Raw genomic sequence first — 17399 nt, 5'->3', positions numbered from 1 at the left:
AAACATAATTGATTATGAAAAAAGTATTTTATCTTAAAACTTGTGGAACTTGCAAAAAGATAATGGCAGAATTTGATTTGTCAGATTGGGAACTTCGTGAAATAAAATCAGCGCCAGTTACAAAAGAAGAATTGGCAGAAATGTATAATTTGACGAAATCTTATGAAGCTTTGTTTAGTAAAAAGTCAACGCAAATTAAGGCGCGAGAAATTGATGTAAAGACCTTAGGAGAAAAAGATTTCAAAGATTTGATTCTCGATCATTACAGTTTTCTGAAACGTCCAGTATTTATCACTGATAAAGAAATTTTTGCGGGTAGCGACAAAAAGAATTTGGAGAATTTAAGAGCTTTTTTTGAAACGAAATAGAGAAAAGTTTTAGTGTAAAATAAAAAAACTCGGCATTCAGTGAATGCCGAGTTTTTTATTTCTTTAAGTTGTCTAAAAACTGTTCGAGACTTTGTAAATCAGGGATCATAACTTCTCGTGCTTTTGCACCATTAAAGCCTCCAATAATACCCGAAGCTTCCAATTGATCTATGATTCTTCCAGCTCTGTTATAGCCTAGCTTTAGATGGCGTTGTAGCATCGAAGTCGAACCTTGCTGTGACGACACAATAATTTTAGCAGCTTCCTCAAACAATTGATCTTTCTCATTCGGATCAAAACTGCCGAATGCAGAAGAGGTTTCTTCCCCACTATATTCTGGAAGGATATAAGCATCAGAGTACGCCTTTTGCTCACCGATGAAGTCGGCAATTTTTTCAACTTCTGGCGTATCAACAAAAGCACATTGTAGACGAGTAAGTTCGTTACCATTAAAGTACAACATATCCCCTTTACCAACTAATTGTTCTGCACCAGTAGAGTCCAAAATCGTACGCGAATCGGTATTTTGAATAACACGGAAAGCCACACGAGCAGGGAAGTTGGCTTTAATCATACCCGTAATAACATTAACAGACGGACGTTGCGTCGCCACAATCAAGTGGATACCAATCGCTCTGGCAAGCTGTGCAAGACGTGCAATCGGGACTTCAACTTCTTTACCAGCTGTCATAATCAAATCCGCGAATTCGTCCACAACCAAAACAATATAAGGTAAATAACGATGTCCGTTTTCAGGGTTTAATTTTCGTTCTGTGAATTTTTTATTGTATTCTTTTAAGTTTTTACAAAATGCATTTTTTAGCAATTCGTAACGGTTATCCATCTCTATACAAAGTGAATTAAGCGTGTTAATGACCTTGTTATTGTCCGTGATAATCGCATCTTCCGCATCTGGAAGTTTTGCTAAATAATGTCTTTCAATTTTAGAATAAAGTGATAATTCTACTTTTTTCGGGTCAACCATTACAAACTTAAGTTCGCTTGGATGTTTTTTATAGAGTAGGGAAGTCAAGATGGCGTTGATACCAACAGACTTACCTTGACCAGTAGCACCAGCCATCAATAAGTGCGGCATTTTCGCTAAATCCGCCATGAAAATCTCGTTGGAAATGGTCTTACCAAATACTACAGGAAGATCCATATCCGAAGTTTGGAATTTATTAGATGCAATCACAGAGCGCATCGATACCATCGTTGGATTTTTTCTCGGAACTTCGATTCCTATGGTTCCTTTTCCTGGCATTGGCGCGATAATACGGATTCCTAAAGCCGAAAGATTAAGCGCAATATCGTCTTGTAGTTTTTTAATTTGTGCTACACGAATTCCCGCTTCTGGGACAATTTCGTAAAGTGTAACGGTTGGACCAATCGTTGCTTTAATTTCAGAAATTCCAACATTAAAATTCTTAAGAAGTCCAACAATTTTATTTTTATTTTCTTCTAATTCGTCTTTGTTAATGGTAATTTCTTCGTTTCCGTAATCTTTTAATAAATCAAAACTTGGCATTTGGAATTTCGCTAACTCCAATCTATGATCGTACAAACCATATTCTTTCACCAATTCTTGAGATTTAACTTCGGTAGGGTCAAGTTGTTCTTCTTGATTAACTTCGATATTAAACGCAATATCTTCTGTGTTTGAAGTAATGTTTTGAGTTGTAGTAACTGGTTTTTCTACAACTGGAGGTGCGGTGAAATCATTATCCAATTTAATAGAGACGGCTTCTAAATCTTTCTCAGGCATTACAGGTGGCGTTTCAATGCTTTCAAAAGTTGTTTTGTTTGGTGTTGCAATCGGTTGAATATCTTCCGTCACTTTTATTTTTGGAAGTTCTGTTGGGATTTCGGTTTTCTCAGATGCAACTTCTTCGTGATGTTTCTCAAGTTCATCTTCTAGTTCCTCATCTGCTTCGAAATTTTCCTCCGATTTTGGCATCATTTCTTTTAGTTTTCCAATGGTATTGTCATTAATCTCATTGAATTTATTCCTGATGCTACTTGGTCTTAAATTAAATTCTAAAACAAAATAAAGCAATATGCTTACTAATATGATAAGCCACAGTCCAACCGATCCGACATAGGCTTTAAGATAATCCATGATTTGGTATCCGTACACACCGCTCCATACGCCATCGCCTTTGGTCACAGCGCCTAGGAAAATAGGCAACCAACAGATGAAAAATAAACTGTGCGAAATGGTTTTCCAAGGTTTGAAGTAGTTTTTCTTAAGGATGATAAATCCGAAAACCATCAACAAAAACGGAATAATAAAAGCAGCAACGCCAATACTATCGAAGATGAAAAGATTACCCAGCCAATCGCCTATTTTTCCTAAAACATTAGAAGATTTGATGTGTCGATCGCCCATTGTGCCAGCTTGCGACTGGTCTGCTTTCCAGTTCATAAGGTAGGAGACGAAAGCGATGGTCATCATCCCAGCGATACAAAATAGTAAAATACCTGTAACGATGCGGGATTTGGGAAGGATTTTTGTTTGGTCGTTTGTGTTCGTTGTTTTGCTTTTTTCCATTGATAAATACGGTCAATTCCGTGCAAATTTAATCTTTTTTAAATGAATTTTGAAGTTAAATATAGGGCTTTCTTATCGATTCTGGTGTAAATAATTGAGGCTATGATGTATTTAGATTTAAAAATAATTTTGAATCGTAATGTTATTTAGATTTAATAAAAATAAAAATTTTGAAAATGAATTTATATCTGATTTTTAAGATTGAATAACATAAAAAAGTGAGTAAATATTTAATAACAATTCGGAAAGTGAATTTTAGTGCTAAATTATTAGTTTAACTAATCAAATTTTAGTCAAATAATAGTCAAAATCGATTATGAGAATTGTCATTAATGCCTGATTTTATGTATTTAATCTAAATAACATCACTATTTTTGCATTCGACTGAATCTAGGCTATTTTTAAGTGTGTTTTTACTGGATTTAGGATCATCGTTTATATAGAATTACTATGAAAAAAATTCAGGATATTCTGATTTCGACGCGTACTATGGCGACTTTGCTATTGTTATACGCTATCGCAATGGCTGTCGCTACTTTTGTAGAAAATGACTACGGAACGCCAACCGCAAAGGCTCTAATCTATGAGGCCAAATGGTTTGAAGCGATTATGTTTTTACTGATTCTTAATTTTATTGGGAATATTGGTAGATATCGACTTCTGAGAAGAGAAAAGTGGCCTGTTCTAATGTTTCACTTGGCATTTATTTTAATTTTTATTGGTGGTGCTATTACGCGATACATCAGTTTCGAAGGGGTGATGCACATCCGCGAAGGTGAAACCAATAACGAGATTGTTACTGATAAAACCTTTTTAAAAGTTAAGGTTGAAGAAAAAGGAGAAGAGCTGCATTATCCTGATATTCCGTATCTTATGTCGCCGCTTCATTACAAAATGAACGCAAAATACAACTTCCACGAAAAACAACTGGAAGTGAAAGCGGTTAACTACATGCAACGGAAGATGGACAGCATGGTCGTTAACCCGAATGGTAAAGAATATCTACACCTTGTTTCTACCAACGAAAAAGGAGGAAGACAAAATATCTACTTGGCGCCAGGCGATGTTCAAAACATTAATGGGACTTTGGTGAGTTTTAACAGAAATGCCATTGAAGGTGCTGTAGAATTCAGACAAGAAAAAGATTCATTGTTTATTAAAACGCCAGTTGATGCGCAGTTTATGACGATGGCGACGCAAGCAACTGGGACAACGACTAAAGATAAATTTCAACCTTTGGTTTTGAGAAGTCTTTACTCTATTAATGATCTAAAATTGGTTGTGCCAGAAGGTCTTAAAAAAGGAAGTTTGAAAGCTTACGAAGGTGATAAACAAAAAGATAAAGATGTACCAGATCAATTAACTGTCGAGGTAAAAGGTCCAAAGTCTAAAATGATGGTTGATCTTTCTGTTGAAAAAGGAAACCCTAATGCATATAAGCAAATCCAATTAGATGGTATGAATGTGATGATTGGCTTCGGTCCAAAAGTCTATAACACACCTTTTGCTTTAAAACTTGATAAATTCGTGATGGAAACTTATCCAGGAAGTTCGTCGCCATCGGCATATGAATCTCATGTACAAATTATTGACGAAGGTAAACAAACACCGTATAAAATCTATATGAACCACGTTCTTAATCATAAAGGTTACAGATTTTTCCAAGCGAGTTTTGACCCAGATAGAAAAGGGACTATTTTGTCTGTTAACCACGATTATTGGGGGACGTTAATCTCTTATATCGGTTACGGATTTTTGTTCGTAGGGATGTTTGTAACAATGTTCTGGAAAGGTTCTAGATTCTGGAATCTTAACAAAATGCTGAAAGATGTCAGCAAGAAAAAAGCTAAAGTAGCCGGTGCTTTATTATTGTTTTTAAGTTTAGGACTTAATGCACAAAAAATTGAAACCCATTCGACATCGGATGGTAGCAAAGATAATGTGTCAGCGCCTAAAACTAATAATCCTGCGCCAACGTCTAAAATGAATACCATTTCTGCAGATGATTTGGTGAAGAATATTCAGATTGATAAGGAACATGCGGAGAAGTTTGGGCATATGTTGGTGCAAAGTTATGAAGGTCGTATACAACCGGCTAACACACAGGCGATCGACATTTTGCATAAATTGACTAGTCGCGATCACTTCCAACATTTGGATGCTAACCAATGGTTTTTGGCAGCGACAATCGATCCAATGTTTTGGGCTCAGGTTAATATTATTAAAATCGAAACTCGAGGAAAAGTTGGTAGAGATTTAGCAAAAATTACTAAAGCTAATGATGATAGTTTTACAAGTTTAGTAAAATTATTCCCAGCTGATAAGAACGGAAATCTTCGTTTCGTTTTGGAAGACGAATATAATGCAGCATTCCGTAAAAAGCCAGTTGAAAAGACAAAATTCGATGAAGCGGTTATTAAACTAAACGATAAAGTTCAGGTTCTTAATGCCTTAATGTCTTATCAATATTTCCGTGCAGTTCCTGTTCAGAATGACGCTAACCACACTTGGAATTCGGTGATGACAGCGGACTTCGAAATGGATAAAAACGCACAAGATGTTCTTGGTCCATATCTGTCCAGTGTTCTTCTTGCAACACAAAACGGAAATTGGAAAAAAGCAGATGAAGAGTTAGCAAAAGTTGAAGCTTATCAACACAAATGGGGAAAACAAGTGATTCCGCCAGATGCGAAAATTGAATTAGAAGTTCTTTTAAATAAATTAGATATCAACTTTAAGTTGTTGATTTTCTATACAATTTTAGGTAGTGTATTGTTGATTTTTGCTTTTATTGAATTATTCAGACCAAGCAAGGTTTTAAACAAAATCGTTAAAGGATTAATTTACCTAGGAGCAGTTGGTTATTTATTCCACTTTTTAGGATTAATTGCAAGATGGTATATCTCGGGTCACGCCCCTTGGAGTAATGGTTACGAAGCGATTATCTTCATCTCGTGGGTTGGTATCTCGGCTGGTTTCGCATTGTACCGAAATTCGAATGCATTAATTCCTGCAGCAGGATTCTTGGTTGCGGTTGTTATGATGGGATTTGCGCACGGTGGTGCAGCTTTGGATCCTCAGATTACACCACTTGTACCAGTTCTTAAATCTTATTGGTTAATTGTTCACGTTGCGATTATTGCATCGAGTTATGGTTTCTTCTCATTATCGATGTTGATTGCCGTAATCTCTTTGATTTTCTACATTATTGCATCGCCAACAGTTTTCAAAAAACATAATGATACAACTTTAAAAGAATTAGCTATCGTTAGCGAAATGTCTTTAAGTATTGGTCTTGTTGCTCTTACAGTTGGTAATTTTATGGGTGGTATTTGGGCTAACGAAAGTTGGGGACGTTATTGGAGCTGGGATCCGAAAGAAACTTGGGCTTTCATCTCGATTATGGTTTATGCCTTTGTATTGCACATGAGATTGGTACCTGGACTTCGTGGAAGACACATTTTCCATGTAATGACAATGATTGCATTCTGTTCTATGGTAATGACTTATTTCGGTGTTAATTACTATCTGACAGGACTTCACTCTTATGCTAAAGGAGATCCAATTCCGGTTCCGCTTTGGGTATATTTAGGATTGTTATTTATGGCGACCTTGTCAATTGTTTCTTACTTCAGATATAAAAGTTTACACAAAAGTCTTTTAATTAAAAAAGAGGAACGTACGCAAGATCAACCTTAATTTTAATTAATAAAATAATAAAGGCATATCGTTAATGATGTGCCTTTTTTTGTTTTAAAATTTCAGGATAAGCTCATTAAACAAAGCTTTATTAAACAATAAAAATTTAAAACGCTTTTTTAAGCGTTTTTTTTATGTTTTGTATTTTAAAAATATATATCTTTATGATATCAAATTAATATCAAAATTTCAAACACATGGAAAAAGTTTTAAAACCAATGTCTGGTTACCTTGCTTTATTAATAAGCATAATCCTGTTTTTTGCAGGCGTAGGATTGTTTATATATTCTATCGATTATAGCGTAGGATTGGCAGTTGTAGCGATTTTGATGGTGTTATTGTCATTCTTTTTTATGAAAGGATTAATGATCATCCAACCCAATCACTCGCGTGTTCTTAACTTCTTCGGAAAATATGTAGGTTCTGTTAAAGAGAATGGTTTATTTTTTATCAATCCTTTTTATTCATCACAAAGAATGAGTTTACGTTCAGAAAACCTACAAGGTCAAACCCTTAAAGTAAACGATAAAATGGGAAATCCCATCGAAATCGGAGCAGTTATCGTTTGGAAAGTTGGCGATACTTACAAAGCAGCTTTCGATGTAGAGCGTTATTTGGAATATGTTAGAACCCAAAGTGAAGCGGCTGTTCGTCACCTAGCAGTTAGTTTTCCTTATGATAATTTGGAGGACGAAAATGCACCAATCACGTTGAGAGGTGGTGGGGAAGATGTTAATCATATTTTGGAAAGAGAATTGACAGAGCGTCTTGCTCCTGCAGGAATTATCGTCCAAGAAGCGAGAATTTCGCACTTGGCTTACGCTTCCGAAATTGCTGGTGCGATGCTACAAAGACAACAAGCGACGGCAATAGTTGCGGCAAGAACCAAAATTGTAGAAGGTGCAGTCGGGATGGTAGATTTAGCATTGAAAAAGCTATCCGAAGAAAATATCGTTGAGTTGGATGACGAGCGCAAAGCAGCGATGGTAAGCAATCTGATGGTAGTGTTATGTGGTGAAAAAGCCGCGCAACCAATCCTGAATACAGGAACTCTTTATAATTAATGTAAACGAAGCTTTTGGGCTTTTAAATGAAACGAAATGAGCAAGAAAAGTTTTGTTTTAAGGATTGATGAAGAAACCTATAAATTGATTGAAAAATGGGCAATTGATGAGTTCCGTAGTGTCAATGGGCAAATCGAATTTCTCATTCATCAAAGTCTTACCAATGCTGGACGAAAGAAAAAGGAAACAAAAGAAAGGGAAACAGATAAATCTTAATAAAAAAGCTCAGAATTTTCTGAGCTTTTTGTTTTTAATATTATCGATGTTGATCGATTAAGACCATATTACCGTCTGGATCTTGTAAAGTTAAACTTCCTGGGCCAGATTCGTTATCGATTTGTATATTGGCTTTAATGCCTTTTTCTTCAAGATGTTTAGCAATTTCGCGGACATCGTTCCAATCTTCCAATGCTTGTGCATTTTGGTCCCAACCAGGATTGAAGGTCAAGAGATTCCCTTCGAACATCGCTTCAAAAAGACCAATAAGACTGTCGCCATTTTTCATGATTAAATATTTTTGAGCCAATGCGCCAGCAAAAACCTCGAATCCAAGTGTTTCATAAAAGTTTTTAGAAACTTCTAAATTTTTGACACTCAAGCTTATAGAAAATGCACCTAATTTCATTTGATAAAATTTAATTTAAAAAAAAGCTCCAAAAATCTGGAGCCTTATATTTAGTTAGCTTGACGAACAGTTCTTTGTTCGATTCTTTTTTCGTATTTCTCACCTTGGAAGATGCGTTGCACGTAGATTCCTGGCGTGTGGATTTCGTCAGGATTTAGTTCACCAACTTCTACCAATTCTTCAACTTCAGCAATTGTTATTTTACCAGCCATCGCCATCAAAGGATTAAAGTTACGTGACGTCGAACGGAAAATCAAATTGCCCGCTGTATCACCTTTCCAAGCTTTTACAATCGCAAAATCTGCATCAAAAGCATATTCTAGCAAATAATTTTTCCCGTTGAAATTTCGCGTTTCTTTGCCTTCCGCAACTTCGGTCCCAACACCTGCAGGTGTGTAGATTGCTGGCATACCGTAACCAGCAGCCATACAACGTGTCGCCAAAGTCCCTTGTGGGATTAGGTCAACTTCCAACTCGCCACTTAACAATTGACGTTCAAATTCAGCATTTTCGCCAACATAAGACGAAATCATTTTTTTGATTTGTTTTTGGTGAAGTAATAATCCAAGTCCAAAGTCGTCAACACCAGCATTATTAGAAATACAAGTTAAATTTTTGACGTTCTTTTTTACCAATTCGGCAATACTATTTTCTGGAATTCCGCAAAGACCAAAACCGCCTAGCATAATTTTAGCGCCATCTTGGATGTCATGGCAAGCTTCTTCAACGTTTTTTACCGTTTTATTAATCATAATGAGATTCTGTTTCTGAGGTTTAAAAATACTAAAAATTACAGAATTCTACGACCTAATATTGATAAACAAATAAAAAAAAGTGATTGTCGAGTGGGAAGACGTATAGGAGTTTTTTAGATTTTAGATTAAGACTATTATATGTAAATGTAGAATCTTCTCTCGGCACGAATCGATCTGGCTCGCTAGAAACAACACTTATGATATTCATTTTGCGACTTTCAACATAGTTTTTGTAGGTGGCATTGTCATTGTGTTTTCTTGCTAAAAGCATTGTTGCGTCATTTAACCCAAGACCATCGTAGACCATCGCATTTGTGAAATAAGCAACGTGGCCAGCGTCCATTATTAGGACTTTATCAGTTGGTTTTATATGTTTTGCCATTTCGCCATAGCTTGTCATGAAGCCGTCGTTGTCGATAATGACATTTTTTCGGTCGGTATTAAAATTGAAGCCTAAATCCAACATTCTCAGCATGGATAGTGTACAAATTAATGTAAAAAACCATTGATTGATCTTAAGTTTAAAATCAATAAAAAAGAAATATGCCAACAAAGGAAAAAAGTAACGGATATAGATATTACCCGAGTAACTATTAATCCCGAATGTGTAATATAAAATAAAGAAAACTAACGGAGCTAAAAATAGATAACGTTTTTGCTTAAAAAGACTAACAATAATTGGCATATAAAGGACTAAATACCCGATAGCCACTTTGATACTCACTAAACTAAACTCGCTACTTTGTGATTTTAAAACTAAGGGAAGCGGAATGTAATAATCGAAAAAAACTAGGTAAAAAATTACAATTAAAATAAACGTACTGGAAGCCAAGATTACTTTTCTGAAAAAAGTTTTAATCTCTTTAAAATCTGAATCTAGGACCCAAAATACTAAATACAAAGCAAATTCTGGACGAACCAAAAGCATTAATAAGCTCCAGTAATTGTTTGGTTTTTTCCAATTTTTTAAAAACATTAAAAGTATTACCGTCGATAATAATGTTTCTAAACCATGGGTTGCATTTAGTCCCATCCAAAACGAGAAAAATACTAAAAACGCTATTTTGTATATAACCTCAAAAAGACTTAATTTATCTTTAAATAAAAAATTAACAAATTGATAGATTAAAAAATACCCTAGAAATAAATTAATAATGTAAAAAATGTGCTCAGATGCAACTCCAAAAAGATTAAACAGCGACAACAATAACATCCAAAGGATACTCGTTTGTCCATTTCCCTGATAAAAAGGATCTAGATTATACCAAGGTTTGAAATGTTCAGCAAAATTACGTGCATATTGAAATGTAATAAATGCATCATCAATAATTAAATCTCGATAAAGAATGACAATAATACTAAAGAAAATACTTAGTAAAATCCCAAGTGTTAGCTTATGACTATTTTGAAAAAGATATCGTGATTCTAGCATAGATAATTTACAATAATCTGCCTGTTAAGAATAATCCCGCTACAGTAAAATAAATAATTAATCCTGTAACATCCACTAAAGTTGCCACAAAAGGCGCGGATGATGTTGCGGGGTCAAGGTTTAATCTCTTTAAAACAAACGGTATCATCGATCCAGAAAGCGTTCCCCAAAGTACAATGGCAATTAAGGATACAGAAACACTTAATCCTACGTAAACCCAATATTCGCCATAGTTAAAAAGTCCCAACTCTTGCCACATCATAATTCTTAAAAATCCAATCGCACCGAGGATTAAGCCGAGAATTATACCCGAGATAATTTCCTTTTTCATGACGTACCACCAATCTTTAAGACTAAGCTCTTGTAGCGCCATTGCACGGATAATTAGTGTTGCTGCCTGAGAACCTGAATTACCGCCACTCGAAATAATTAACGGAACAAATAATGCTAATACAACAGCTTTTTCTATTTCTTTATCAAAATAACCCATTGCACTGGCAGTCAACATTTCGGACACGAAAAGAATAATAAGCCAAGTCGCTCTTTTCTTAATCATTTCTGTCCAAGGCGTTTGTGTATACGGCAAATCTAAAGCTTCCAAACCACCAAATTTCTGAATGTCCTCGGTGTTTTGTTGTTCAATTTGGTCAAGGATATCATCAATCGTTACAATCCCAACCAAAACACCTGCTTCGGTGATAATCGGCATTGCACTACGGTCATATTTTTCAAAATAAGGGACCGCATCTTCTTTGGAAGTTGTCGTTGTAATCGCTACAAAATGATTGTCACAAAGTTCAGAAACCAATTGATCTTCGTCTGCTAACAATAAAGTACCAATTGTAATATCATCGATTAATCGATTTTTTTCGTCCACCACAAATAGATAATTCATGGTTTCTACTTTGGCACCAACTTTTTTAATCTGTTGGAAACAACGTTTAACAGTCCATTCCTTGCGAATTTGGATATAATAAGGCGTCATCAATCTCGCAATAGAGTCCGAGTGATAACCCAAAAGTTTTAGGGCAACACGACGTTCTTGCGGATTAAGTAGATTGATGGAATATTTAATAAGCTCATCTGGAAAATCCTCAAACAACTGTGTACGATCATCAGGCGTCATTTCGTTAAGGATATACGCCACTTCGTTGCTACCAATACTTCGTATCGTTTCTTCTTGAAAATCGGGATCGAGATGGGCAAAAACTTCCGCTTTATCGGATTTTGGAACTTTCAAAAACGCTAAAAGCCTATCCTTAGCGGGAAGTCCACTTAGAGATTCGGCAATATCAGCAGGGTTTTTTATAAGTTCCGTGTTTTCCAAAGCTTTTTTGTTTAAAGTGCAAAAGTATTAAAAAGTCTATGAATAAAGAAATCTAACGGAGTTCTTATAAAAATGTTAAGTAGATTTAATAAAGAAAATTTGATTGTTTTGTAATTCTTTATTCATGTTTTGAAGTGCGCCTTTTGTACCGATTTTTACAGAGTTGGCAGCGGAACCTAGCATACGACCACCAGCTTTAAAGGTGTCATAACTTGTTTCTAACATCAGGTTACCTTCTGCGTCGAAAAGTTTAAGACTAACTTCGACTTGGTTAGAAAATACATATTTTCCTAATCCAACTTTAAAGTATTTAACACGAGGTACAACAGCAACGTCCGCATCATTGTTTTTACAAAACTCGCGAAGCATATCAACATTAACGCTATCATATTCTACAGGAATATCAATTCTTAGATAATCGCGAGTACCAAGAGACATCATTTTGTCGCTAGCAGCTGTAAAAAATACGTCGTAGGTTGGTTGTTTTATTTCCTCAATATCAGGAATTACTTCAGGAATAAAATAAAGAATCCTTTTGATATCATTTTTCTTTGCCAATTGTGCAACAGCCATTTGGCTTTTTCCAGCAGTGGAACAGCTTATTACAAGTAAAGAAACGGCAAAAATGCCAATACCAAAAAGTAGTTTTTTATTCATCGCGATTACAATGCAAAAATACTACCAAATTTTTTCTCAAATGACTTTTTTTTAAGAAAATTTAACAAATATTTGTTTTTTTATAATATTACTGGTTGTCGAATAATTATTTTTTGAATTTGTTTTAATTTTATTACTGAACATTCACTTAGAATCATCTTGCAATTTTCCTTACTTTTGTTGCTATGACAACAGACAAAAGACTTTTCTTAATCGATGCTTATGCGATGATTTTTCGTGGTTATTATGCATTTATAAAGAATCCTAGGCTCTCTACAAAAGGGCTAGATACTTCGGCTATTTTCGGATTTACCAACTCTTTGATAGAACTTATTAAAAGAGAACGTCCTAGCCATCTTGCGGTGGTTTTTGACGTTGGTAGGACTAATGTTCGACACGAAGATTACAGCGATTACAAAGCCAACAGAGCCGAAACACCAGAAGCGATTATTCTTGCAAAACCTTATATTCATCAGATTCTTGAAGCGATGCACATTCCGATTTTGGGAGTGGAAGGTTATGAAGCGGATGATGTTATCGGGACTTTGTCTTGTAAAGCTTCGGACAAAGGTTACAATGTCTTTATGGTAACGCCAGACAAGGATTTTGCTCAGTTGGTGACCGATAAGGTTAAAATTTATAAACCTGGATTAAAAGGTGGCGATGTTGAGATTTTAGGGGTTGAAGAAGTTAAAACTAAATATGAAGTCGACGATCCCAAACAGATTATTGATTATCTTGGGATGATGGGCGATGCCGTAGATAACATTCCAGGTTTGGAAGGTGTTGGCGAAAAAACGGCTAAGAAATTCATTAAAGAATATGGTTCTATGGAGAATCTTTTGGCGCACACTAACGAGTTAAAAGGTAAATTAAAAGAAAAAGTTGAAGCAAGTGCCGAGCGTGGTTTGTTGTCAAAAAAGCTTGCGACGATTCTTCTTGATGCGCCGATTGATTTTAAAGAGGAAGATTACGATCTCGAAACACCTGATTTTGATAAAGTTAAAGAAATTTTTGAAGAGCTGGAATTCCGTCGTTTATACGAGAATCTTTACAGAACTTTCTCAACCGAAACTCTTGCTCCAGCGGAAGTTTCTGATGTTAAAACATCAACTTCAGCAAAACCTCAAGTGACGCAACTTGATCTTTTCGCCAATTTTGAAGAATTAAATGAAGCCACTTCTTCCAAATCGAATATTAAAGAAAACGATCATCTTTATCAATTCGTAGATCAGCCGAAAGCGATGCGAATGTTGCTTAACAATTTGTTAGCGCAGCCTGCGGTTTGTTTTGATACAGAAACAACGTCCCTTAACGAGTTAGAGGCGCAACTTATTGGGATAAGTTTTTCTTATAAAGCTGGTTTGGCGTATTATATTCCGATTCCTGAAGATCAAGAAAAAGCACAAGAAATTGTTGAAATTTTCCGACCATTTTTTGAAGATGAAAAGGTTTTAAAAATCGCTCATAATCTTAAATATGATTTTAAAGTTTTAAAAAATTACAATATCGAAGTCAAAGGTCCAATGTACGACACGATGATTGCGCATTATTTGCTGAATCCTGATGGTCGTCATGGGATGGATTATTTGTCCGAAATGTACCTTAATTATACACCAATTCCGATCGAAAGTTTAATTGGTAAAAAAGGTAAAAATCAGTTGACTTTGCGTGGTGTTAGTTTGGAAGAGCAAACAGCTTATGCCGCAGAAGATGCCGATATTACTTTCCAATTGTATCAACTTTTTGCACCTCAATTAATTAAAGAAAACTTAGAAGAGGTTTTCAAAACTATCGAAATGCCTTTGATGTTGGTTCTTGCAAAAATGGAATTAATTGGTGTTAAACTCGATTCTGAATGGCTTAAAAAAGAAAGTGGCGATCTAGAAAACGATCTTCGAAATTTAGAAACCAAAATCTTTGAATTGTCAGAGGAAGAATTTAATATGAATTCTCCTAAACAATTGGGAGAGATTTTATTTGAAAAATTAAAACTTGATCCAAAAGCTAAAAAAACCAAAACTGGACAATACGCAACATCCGAAGATGTGTTGCAAAAATTGGCTTCAAAACACGAAATTATTGCTTTAATCCTCGATTATCGTCAGCTTCAAAAACTGAAATCAACTTATGTAGACGCACTTCCTAACCAGATTGATCCAATTGACAACCGCGTGCATACAACGTATGCACAAACGGTTGCGGCGACTGGACGTTTGGCGAGTGTTAATCCTAACTTGCAGAATATCCCGATTCGTACGCTTCGTGGACAGCAGATTCGTGGTGCTTTTGTGGCGGACAAAGGTTACAAAATTATTTCTGCCGATTATTCACAAATCGAATTACGTCTTATTGCAGAGATTTCGGATGAGCTTAATATGATTGAAGCTTTCCAAAATGGTGAAGATATTCACGCTGCAACAGCTGCAAAATTGTTTAAAATTCCGATTGAAGAAGTTAGTAAAACACAACGTTCTCAAGCGAAAAGTGTTAATTTCGGAATTATCTATGGACAAGGTGCATTTGGTCTTGCGGATCAAACAGGAATGTCGAGATCAGAAGCTAAAGCGATGATTGATGCGTATTTCCAAACTTATCCAAGACTTAAAGAATATATGTCCGAACAAGTCGAAAATGCAAGAAAAAACGGTTACGTTGTAACAATGTTGGGAAGAAAGCGACATCTTAAAGACATCAATTCTAGTAATTTTGTAGTGAAAGGTCATGCGGAACGTAATGCTGTCAACGCACCAATCCAAGGAAGTGCAGCTGATATTATCAAATTAGCGATGATTAAAATTGATAACATTTTGACCGAAAAACAATTGAAAACCAAAATGTTGCTTCAAGTTCATGATGAACTAATTTTTGAAGCGCCATTGGATGAGGTTGATGAGGTTTCAACAATTATAAAAGATGCGATGGAGTCGGCTTATTCAACAAAAGTACCGTTGACAGTGGAGGTTGGTGTTGGTGACAATTGGCTAGAAGCGCATTAATAAATTTTAAAAAAGCAAAAAATAAATTATATGAAGAATTTAAAGTATTTAGGACTTGTTGCAGTTGCAGCTTTTATGCAAAGTTGTGGCACGAGTTCTAATGTCGCTGGTGGCAAGAATTACGCGGTGAATGGTGATGGATTCAAAAAAGCCTATAACAGCATCACGGTTGAGGATCTTAAAAAGAATCTTTACATCATCGCATCGGACGAGATGGAAGGCCGTGACACGGGGACTAAAGGTCAAAAGAAAGCCGGTGAATACATGATTAGCCAATACAAAAGTTATGGCGTTTCGTTTCCAAAAGCTTTAGGTTCTTATTATCAAACAGTGCCGTCGGAGTTTATGAAAACTCGTAATGGTCAACTTCCTGAGTCAGAAAATATTCTTGCTTATATTGAAGGTAGCGAAAAACCAGATGAGCTTATCGTGATCTCTGCACATTACGATCATATCGGTACTAAAAACGGTGTTGTTTACAATGGTGCGGATGATGACGGCAGCGGAACGGTAGCGGTTATGGAAATTGCAGAGGCTTTTCAAAAAGCTAAAAAAGCGGGCTACGGTCCAAAACGTTCTATTTTGTTTTTACACGTCACAGGTGAGGAGCACGGACTTTGGGGTTCTGATTATTATTCTAAAAACCCAGTTTTTCCATTAGAAAATACTGTTGCTGACCTTAATATTGATATGATTGGTCGCGATGATGCAGAAAATAGAGGTAAACAATATGTGTACGTTATCGGTTCTGAAATGTTAAGTACAGAATTAAAAAAGATTAACGAACAAGCTAACAAAGACACACATAACTTAATCCTAAATTATAAATACGACGATCCTAACGATCCAGATAGATTGTATTACAGATCCGACCATTATAATTTTGCGAAACACAATGTGCCGATTGCATTTTTCTTTGATGGCATCCACGAGGATTATCACAAACCAACAGATACGCCTGACAGAATCGACTATCCGTTGTTACATAAGAGAACACAATTGGTTTTCACAACGGCTTGGGAGTTGGCGAATCGTCCAGAACGAATCAAAGTTGACGGAAAAAATACAAGATAAATTATTAAAACAGTTTCAGATTTGGAACTGTTTTTTTTTTGTTTAAATATTTTAAAAATGATTAATTTTAAAAACACCTAAAATTTTGAATATGAAAAAGATAATTGCAATTTTAAGTTTAGCTATGATGACAAATATTTCTGCACAAACACTCAAGAATGTTGCTTATAAAGATGGCTCACAAAAGTTAAATGCTTTGGTTACGGATAACACCAATCAAAAACGTCCAGCGGTTCTTATTTTACCCGCTTGGAAAGGTATTGATAACGAAGCAAAACAAGCGGCACTTGATCTTCAAAAAGAAGGTTACATTGCTTTAATTGCTGATATTTATGGAGAAGGGAATATTCCAAAAACCAACGAAGAAGCTTCCAAAATCGCAACGTCGTATAAGACTGATTACAAAGCTTACCAACATCGGATCAATTTGGCGTTAGAAGCCTTAATCAAACAAAATGCTGATCCCAAAAAGATTGCAGTTATTGGCTATTGTTTTGGCGGAACTGGCGCTTTGGAAGTGGCGAGAGCAGGCTTTCCTGTTGAAGGTGTTGTTAGTATTCATGGTGGTTTGGCGAAAGATAAATCGCGTCCAAATTCTATGATTAAAACAAAAGTTTTGGTTGAAAATCCTGCCGATGATAAAAGTGTGACTAAAGACGATTATGATAATTTAATTAAAGAAATGAACGAAGGAAAAGCGGATTGGCAAATTATTACTTATGCAAATTCTGGTCATACATTTACAAATCCTGAATCGCCCGACTACAACGAAATTATGGCAAAACGTGCTTGGAAACATACTTTGATGTTTTTAGCGGAAATTCTTAAATAACAAAAAAGCCTTGAAA

Annotated in this window: 13 protein-coding genes; 7 read left to right on the top strand and 6 right to left on the bottom strand. The window is 35.5% G+C overall.

Annotated elements, in window-relative coordinates:
* Positions 1-14 precede the first annotated feature (14 nt).
* The gene (locus B5X62_RS13705; protein ID WP_079668016.1) at positions 15-368 is read left to right on the top strand and encodes an arsenate reductase family protein; all 354 of its coding nucleotides are present in this window, start codon (positions 15-17) and stop codon (positions 366-368) included.
* Positions 369-423: 55 nt separating this feature from the next.
* On the opposite strand, the gene B5X62_RS13700 is transcribed toward B5X62_RS13705, so the two are convergent.
* Entirely contained in the window at positions 424-2919 is a 2496-nt protein-coding gene (locus B5X62_RS13700) for an FtsK/SpoIIIE family DNA translocase (RefSeq protein WP_079668015.1), read from the bottom strand.
* A 450-nt stretch (positions 2920-3369) separates the two neighbouring features.
* On the opposite strand from B5X62_RS13700, the gene ccsA reads away from it, so the two are divergent.
* From ccsA to B5X62_RS13685, 3 genes are all read left to right on the top strand, one after another.
* On the top strand, positions 3370-6618 hold the full coding sequence (gene ccsA, locus B5X62_RS13695) for a cytochrome c biogenesis protein CcsA (protein ID WP_079668014.1): 3249 nt from the start codon (positions 3370-3372) through the stop codon (positions 6616-6618).
* A gap of 197 nt (positions 6619-6815) precedes the next feature.
* Complete coding sequence (locus B5X62_RS13690) at positions 6816-7682, top strand: SPFH domain-containing protein (RefSeq protein WP_079668013.1); 867 nt, start codon at positions 6816-6818, stop codon at positions 7680-7682.
* Between the two features lie 36 nt (positions 7683-7718).
* Positions 7719-7898, top strand: a complete 180-nt coding sequence (locus B5X62_RS13685) for a type II toxin-antitoxin system antitoxin (protein ID WP_079668012.1) — start codon at positions 7719-7721, stop codon at positions 7896-7898.
* 40 nt (positions 7899-7938) lie between these two features.
* On the opposite strand, the gene B5X62_RS13680 is transcribed toward B5X62_RS13685, so the two are convergent.
* The 5 genes from B5X62_RS13680 to B5X62_RS13660 form a co-directional block, all read right to left on the bottom strand.
* On the bottom strand, positions 7939-8307 hold the full coding sequence (locus B5X62_RS13680) for a VOC family protein (protein WP_079668011.1): 369 nt from the start codon (positions 8305-8307) through the stop codon (positions 7939-7941).
* A 50-nt stretch (positions 8308-8357) separates the two neighbouring features.
* Positions 8358-9059 (bottom strand): CoA transferase subunit A, encoded by a 702-nt coding sequence (locus B5X62_RS13675; RefSeq protein ID WP_079668010.1) that lies wholly within the window; start codon positions 9057-9059, stop codon positions 8358-8360.
* A 55-nt stretch (positions 9060-9114) separates the two neighbouring features.
* Positions 9115-10494, bottom strand: coding sequence for a hypothetical protein (locus B5X62_RS13670; RefSeq protein WP_079668008.1), 1380 nt, complete (start codon positions 10492-10494; stop codon positions 9115-9117).
* Between the two features lie 7 nt (positions 10495-10501).
* Entirely contained in the window at positions 10502-11821 is a 1320-nt protein-coding gene (gene mgtE, locus B5X62_RS13665) for a magnesium transporter (RefSeq protein WP_079668006.1), read from the bottom strand.
* A gap of 75 nt (positions 11822-11896) precedes the next feature.
* Complete coding sequence (locus tag B5X62_RS13660; RefSeq protein WP_245797203.1) at positions 11897-12394, bottom strand: pyruvate decarboxylase; 498 nt, start codon at positions 12392-12394, stop codon at positions 11897-11899.
* Positions 12395-12663: 269 nt separating this feature from the next.
* Here B5X62_RS13660 and polA point away from each other — a divergent pair, with 269 nt between their 5' ends.
* The 3 genes from polA to B5X62_RS13645 all read left to right on the top strand — a co-directional run bounded on the left by polA (position 12664) and on the right by B5X62_RS13645 (position 17383).
* The gene (polA, locus tag B5X62_RS13655) at positions 12664-15477 is read left to right on the top strand and encodes a DNA polymerase I (protein ID WP_079668003.1); all 2814 of its coding nucleotides are present in this window, start codon (positions 12664-12666) and stop codon (positions 15475-15477) included.
* Between the two features lie 30 nt (positions 15478-15507).
* Positions 15508-16551, top strand: coding sequence for a M28 family metallopeptidase (locus tag B5X62_RS13650; protein WP_079668002.1), 1044 nt, complete (start codon positions 15508-15510; stop codon positions 16549-16551).
* A 91-nt stretch (positions 16552-16642) separates the two neighbouring features.
* On the top strand, positions 16643-17383 hold the full coding sequence (locus tag B5X62_RS13645) for a dienelactone hydrolase family protein (RefSeq protein WP_079668001.1): 741 nt from the start codon (positions 16643-16645) through the stop codon (positions 17381-17383).
* Positions 17384-17399 lie beyond the last annotated feature (16 nt).

This window comes from Soonwooa buanensis (assembly GCF_900167905.1).
GTDB classification, from domain to species: domain Bacteria; phylum Bacteroidota; class Bacteroidia; order Flavobacteriales; family Weeksellaceae; genus Soonwooa; species Soonwooa buanensis.
Note: the sequence above shows the minus strand (reverse complement) of the source record. Positions and strands in the feature narration are given on the sequence as shown.

Coding starts and splice junctions, on each gene's coding strand:
- B5X62_RS13705 (WP_079668016.1), top strand. CDS start 15: ATGAAAAAAGTATTTTATCTTAAAACTTGTGGAACTTGCAAAAAGATA.
- B5X62_RS13660 (WP_245797203.1), bottom strand. CDS start 12,394: ATGGCTGTTGCACAATTGGCAAAGAAAAATGATATCAAAAGGATTCTT.
- B5X62_RS13700 (WP_079668015.1), bottom strand. CDS start 2,919: ATGGAAAAAAGCAAAACAACGAACACAAACGACCAAACAAAAATCCTT.
- polA (WP_079668003.1), top strand. CDS start 12,664: ATGACAACAGACAAAAGACTTTTCTTAATCGATGCTTATGCGATGATT.
- B5X62_RS13675 (WP_079668010.1), bottom strand. CDS start 9,059: ATGATTAATAAAACGGTAAAAAACGTTGAAGAAGCTTGCCATGACATC.
- B5X62_RS13690 (WP_079668013.1), top strand. CDS start 6,816: ATGGAAAAAGTTTTAAAACCAATGTCTGGTTACCTTGCTTTATTAATA.
- ccsA (WP_079668014.1), top strand. CDS start 3,370: ATGAAAAAAATTCAGGATATTCTGATTTCGACGCGTACTATGGCGACT.
- B5X62_RS13650 (WP_079668002.1), top strand. CDS start 15,508: ATGAAGAATTTAAAGTATTTAGGACTTGTTGCAGTTGCAGCTTTTATG.
- B5X62_RS13670 (WP_079668008.1), bottom strand. CDS start 10,494: ATGCTAGAATCACGATATCTTTTTCAAAATAGTCATAAGCTAACACTT.
- B5X62_RS13680 (WP_079668011.1), bottom strand. CDS start 8,307: ATGAAATTAGGTGCATTTTCTATAAGCTTGAGTGTCAAAAATTTAGAA.
- B5X62_RS13645 (WP_079668001.1), top strand. CDS start 16,643: ATGAAAAAGATAATTGCAATTTTAAGTTTAGCTATGATGACAAATATT.
- B5X62_RS13685 (WP_079668012.1), top strand. CDS start 7,719: ATGAGCAAGAAAAGTTTTGTTTTAAGGATTGATGAAGAAACCTATAAA.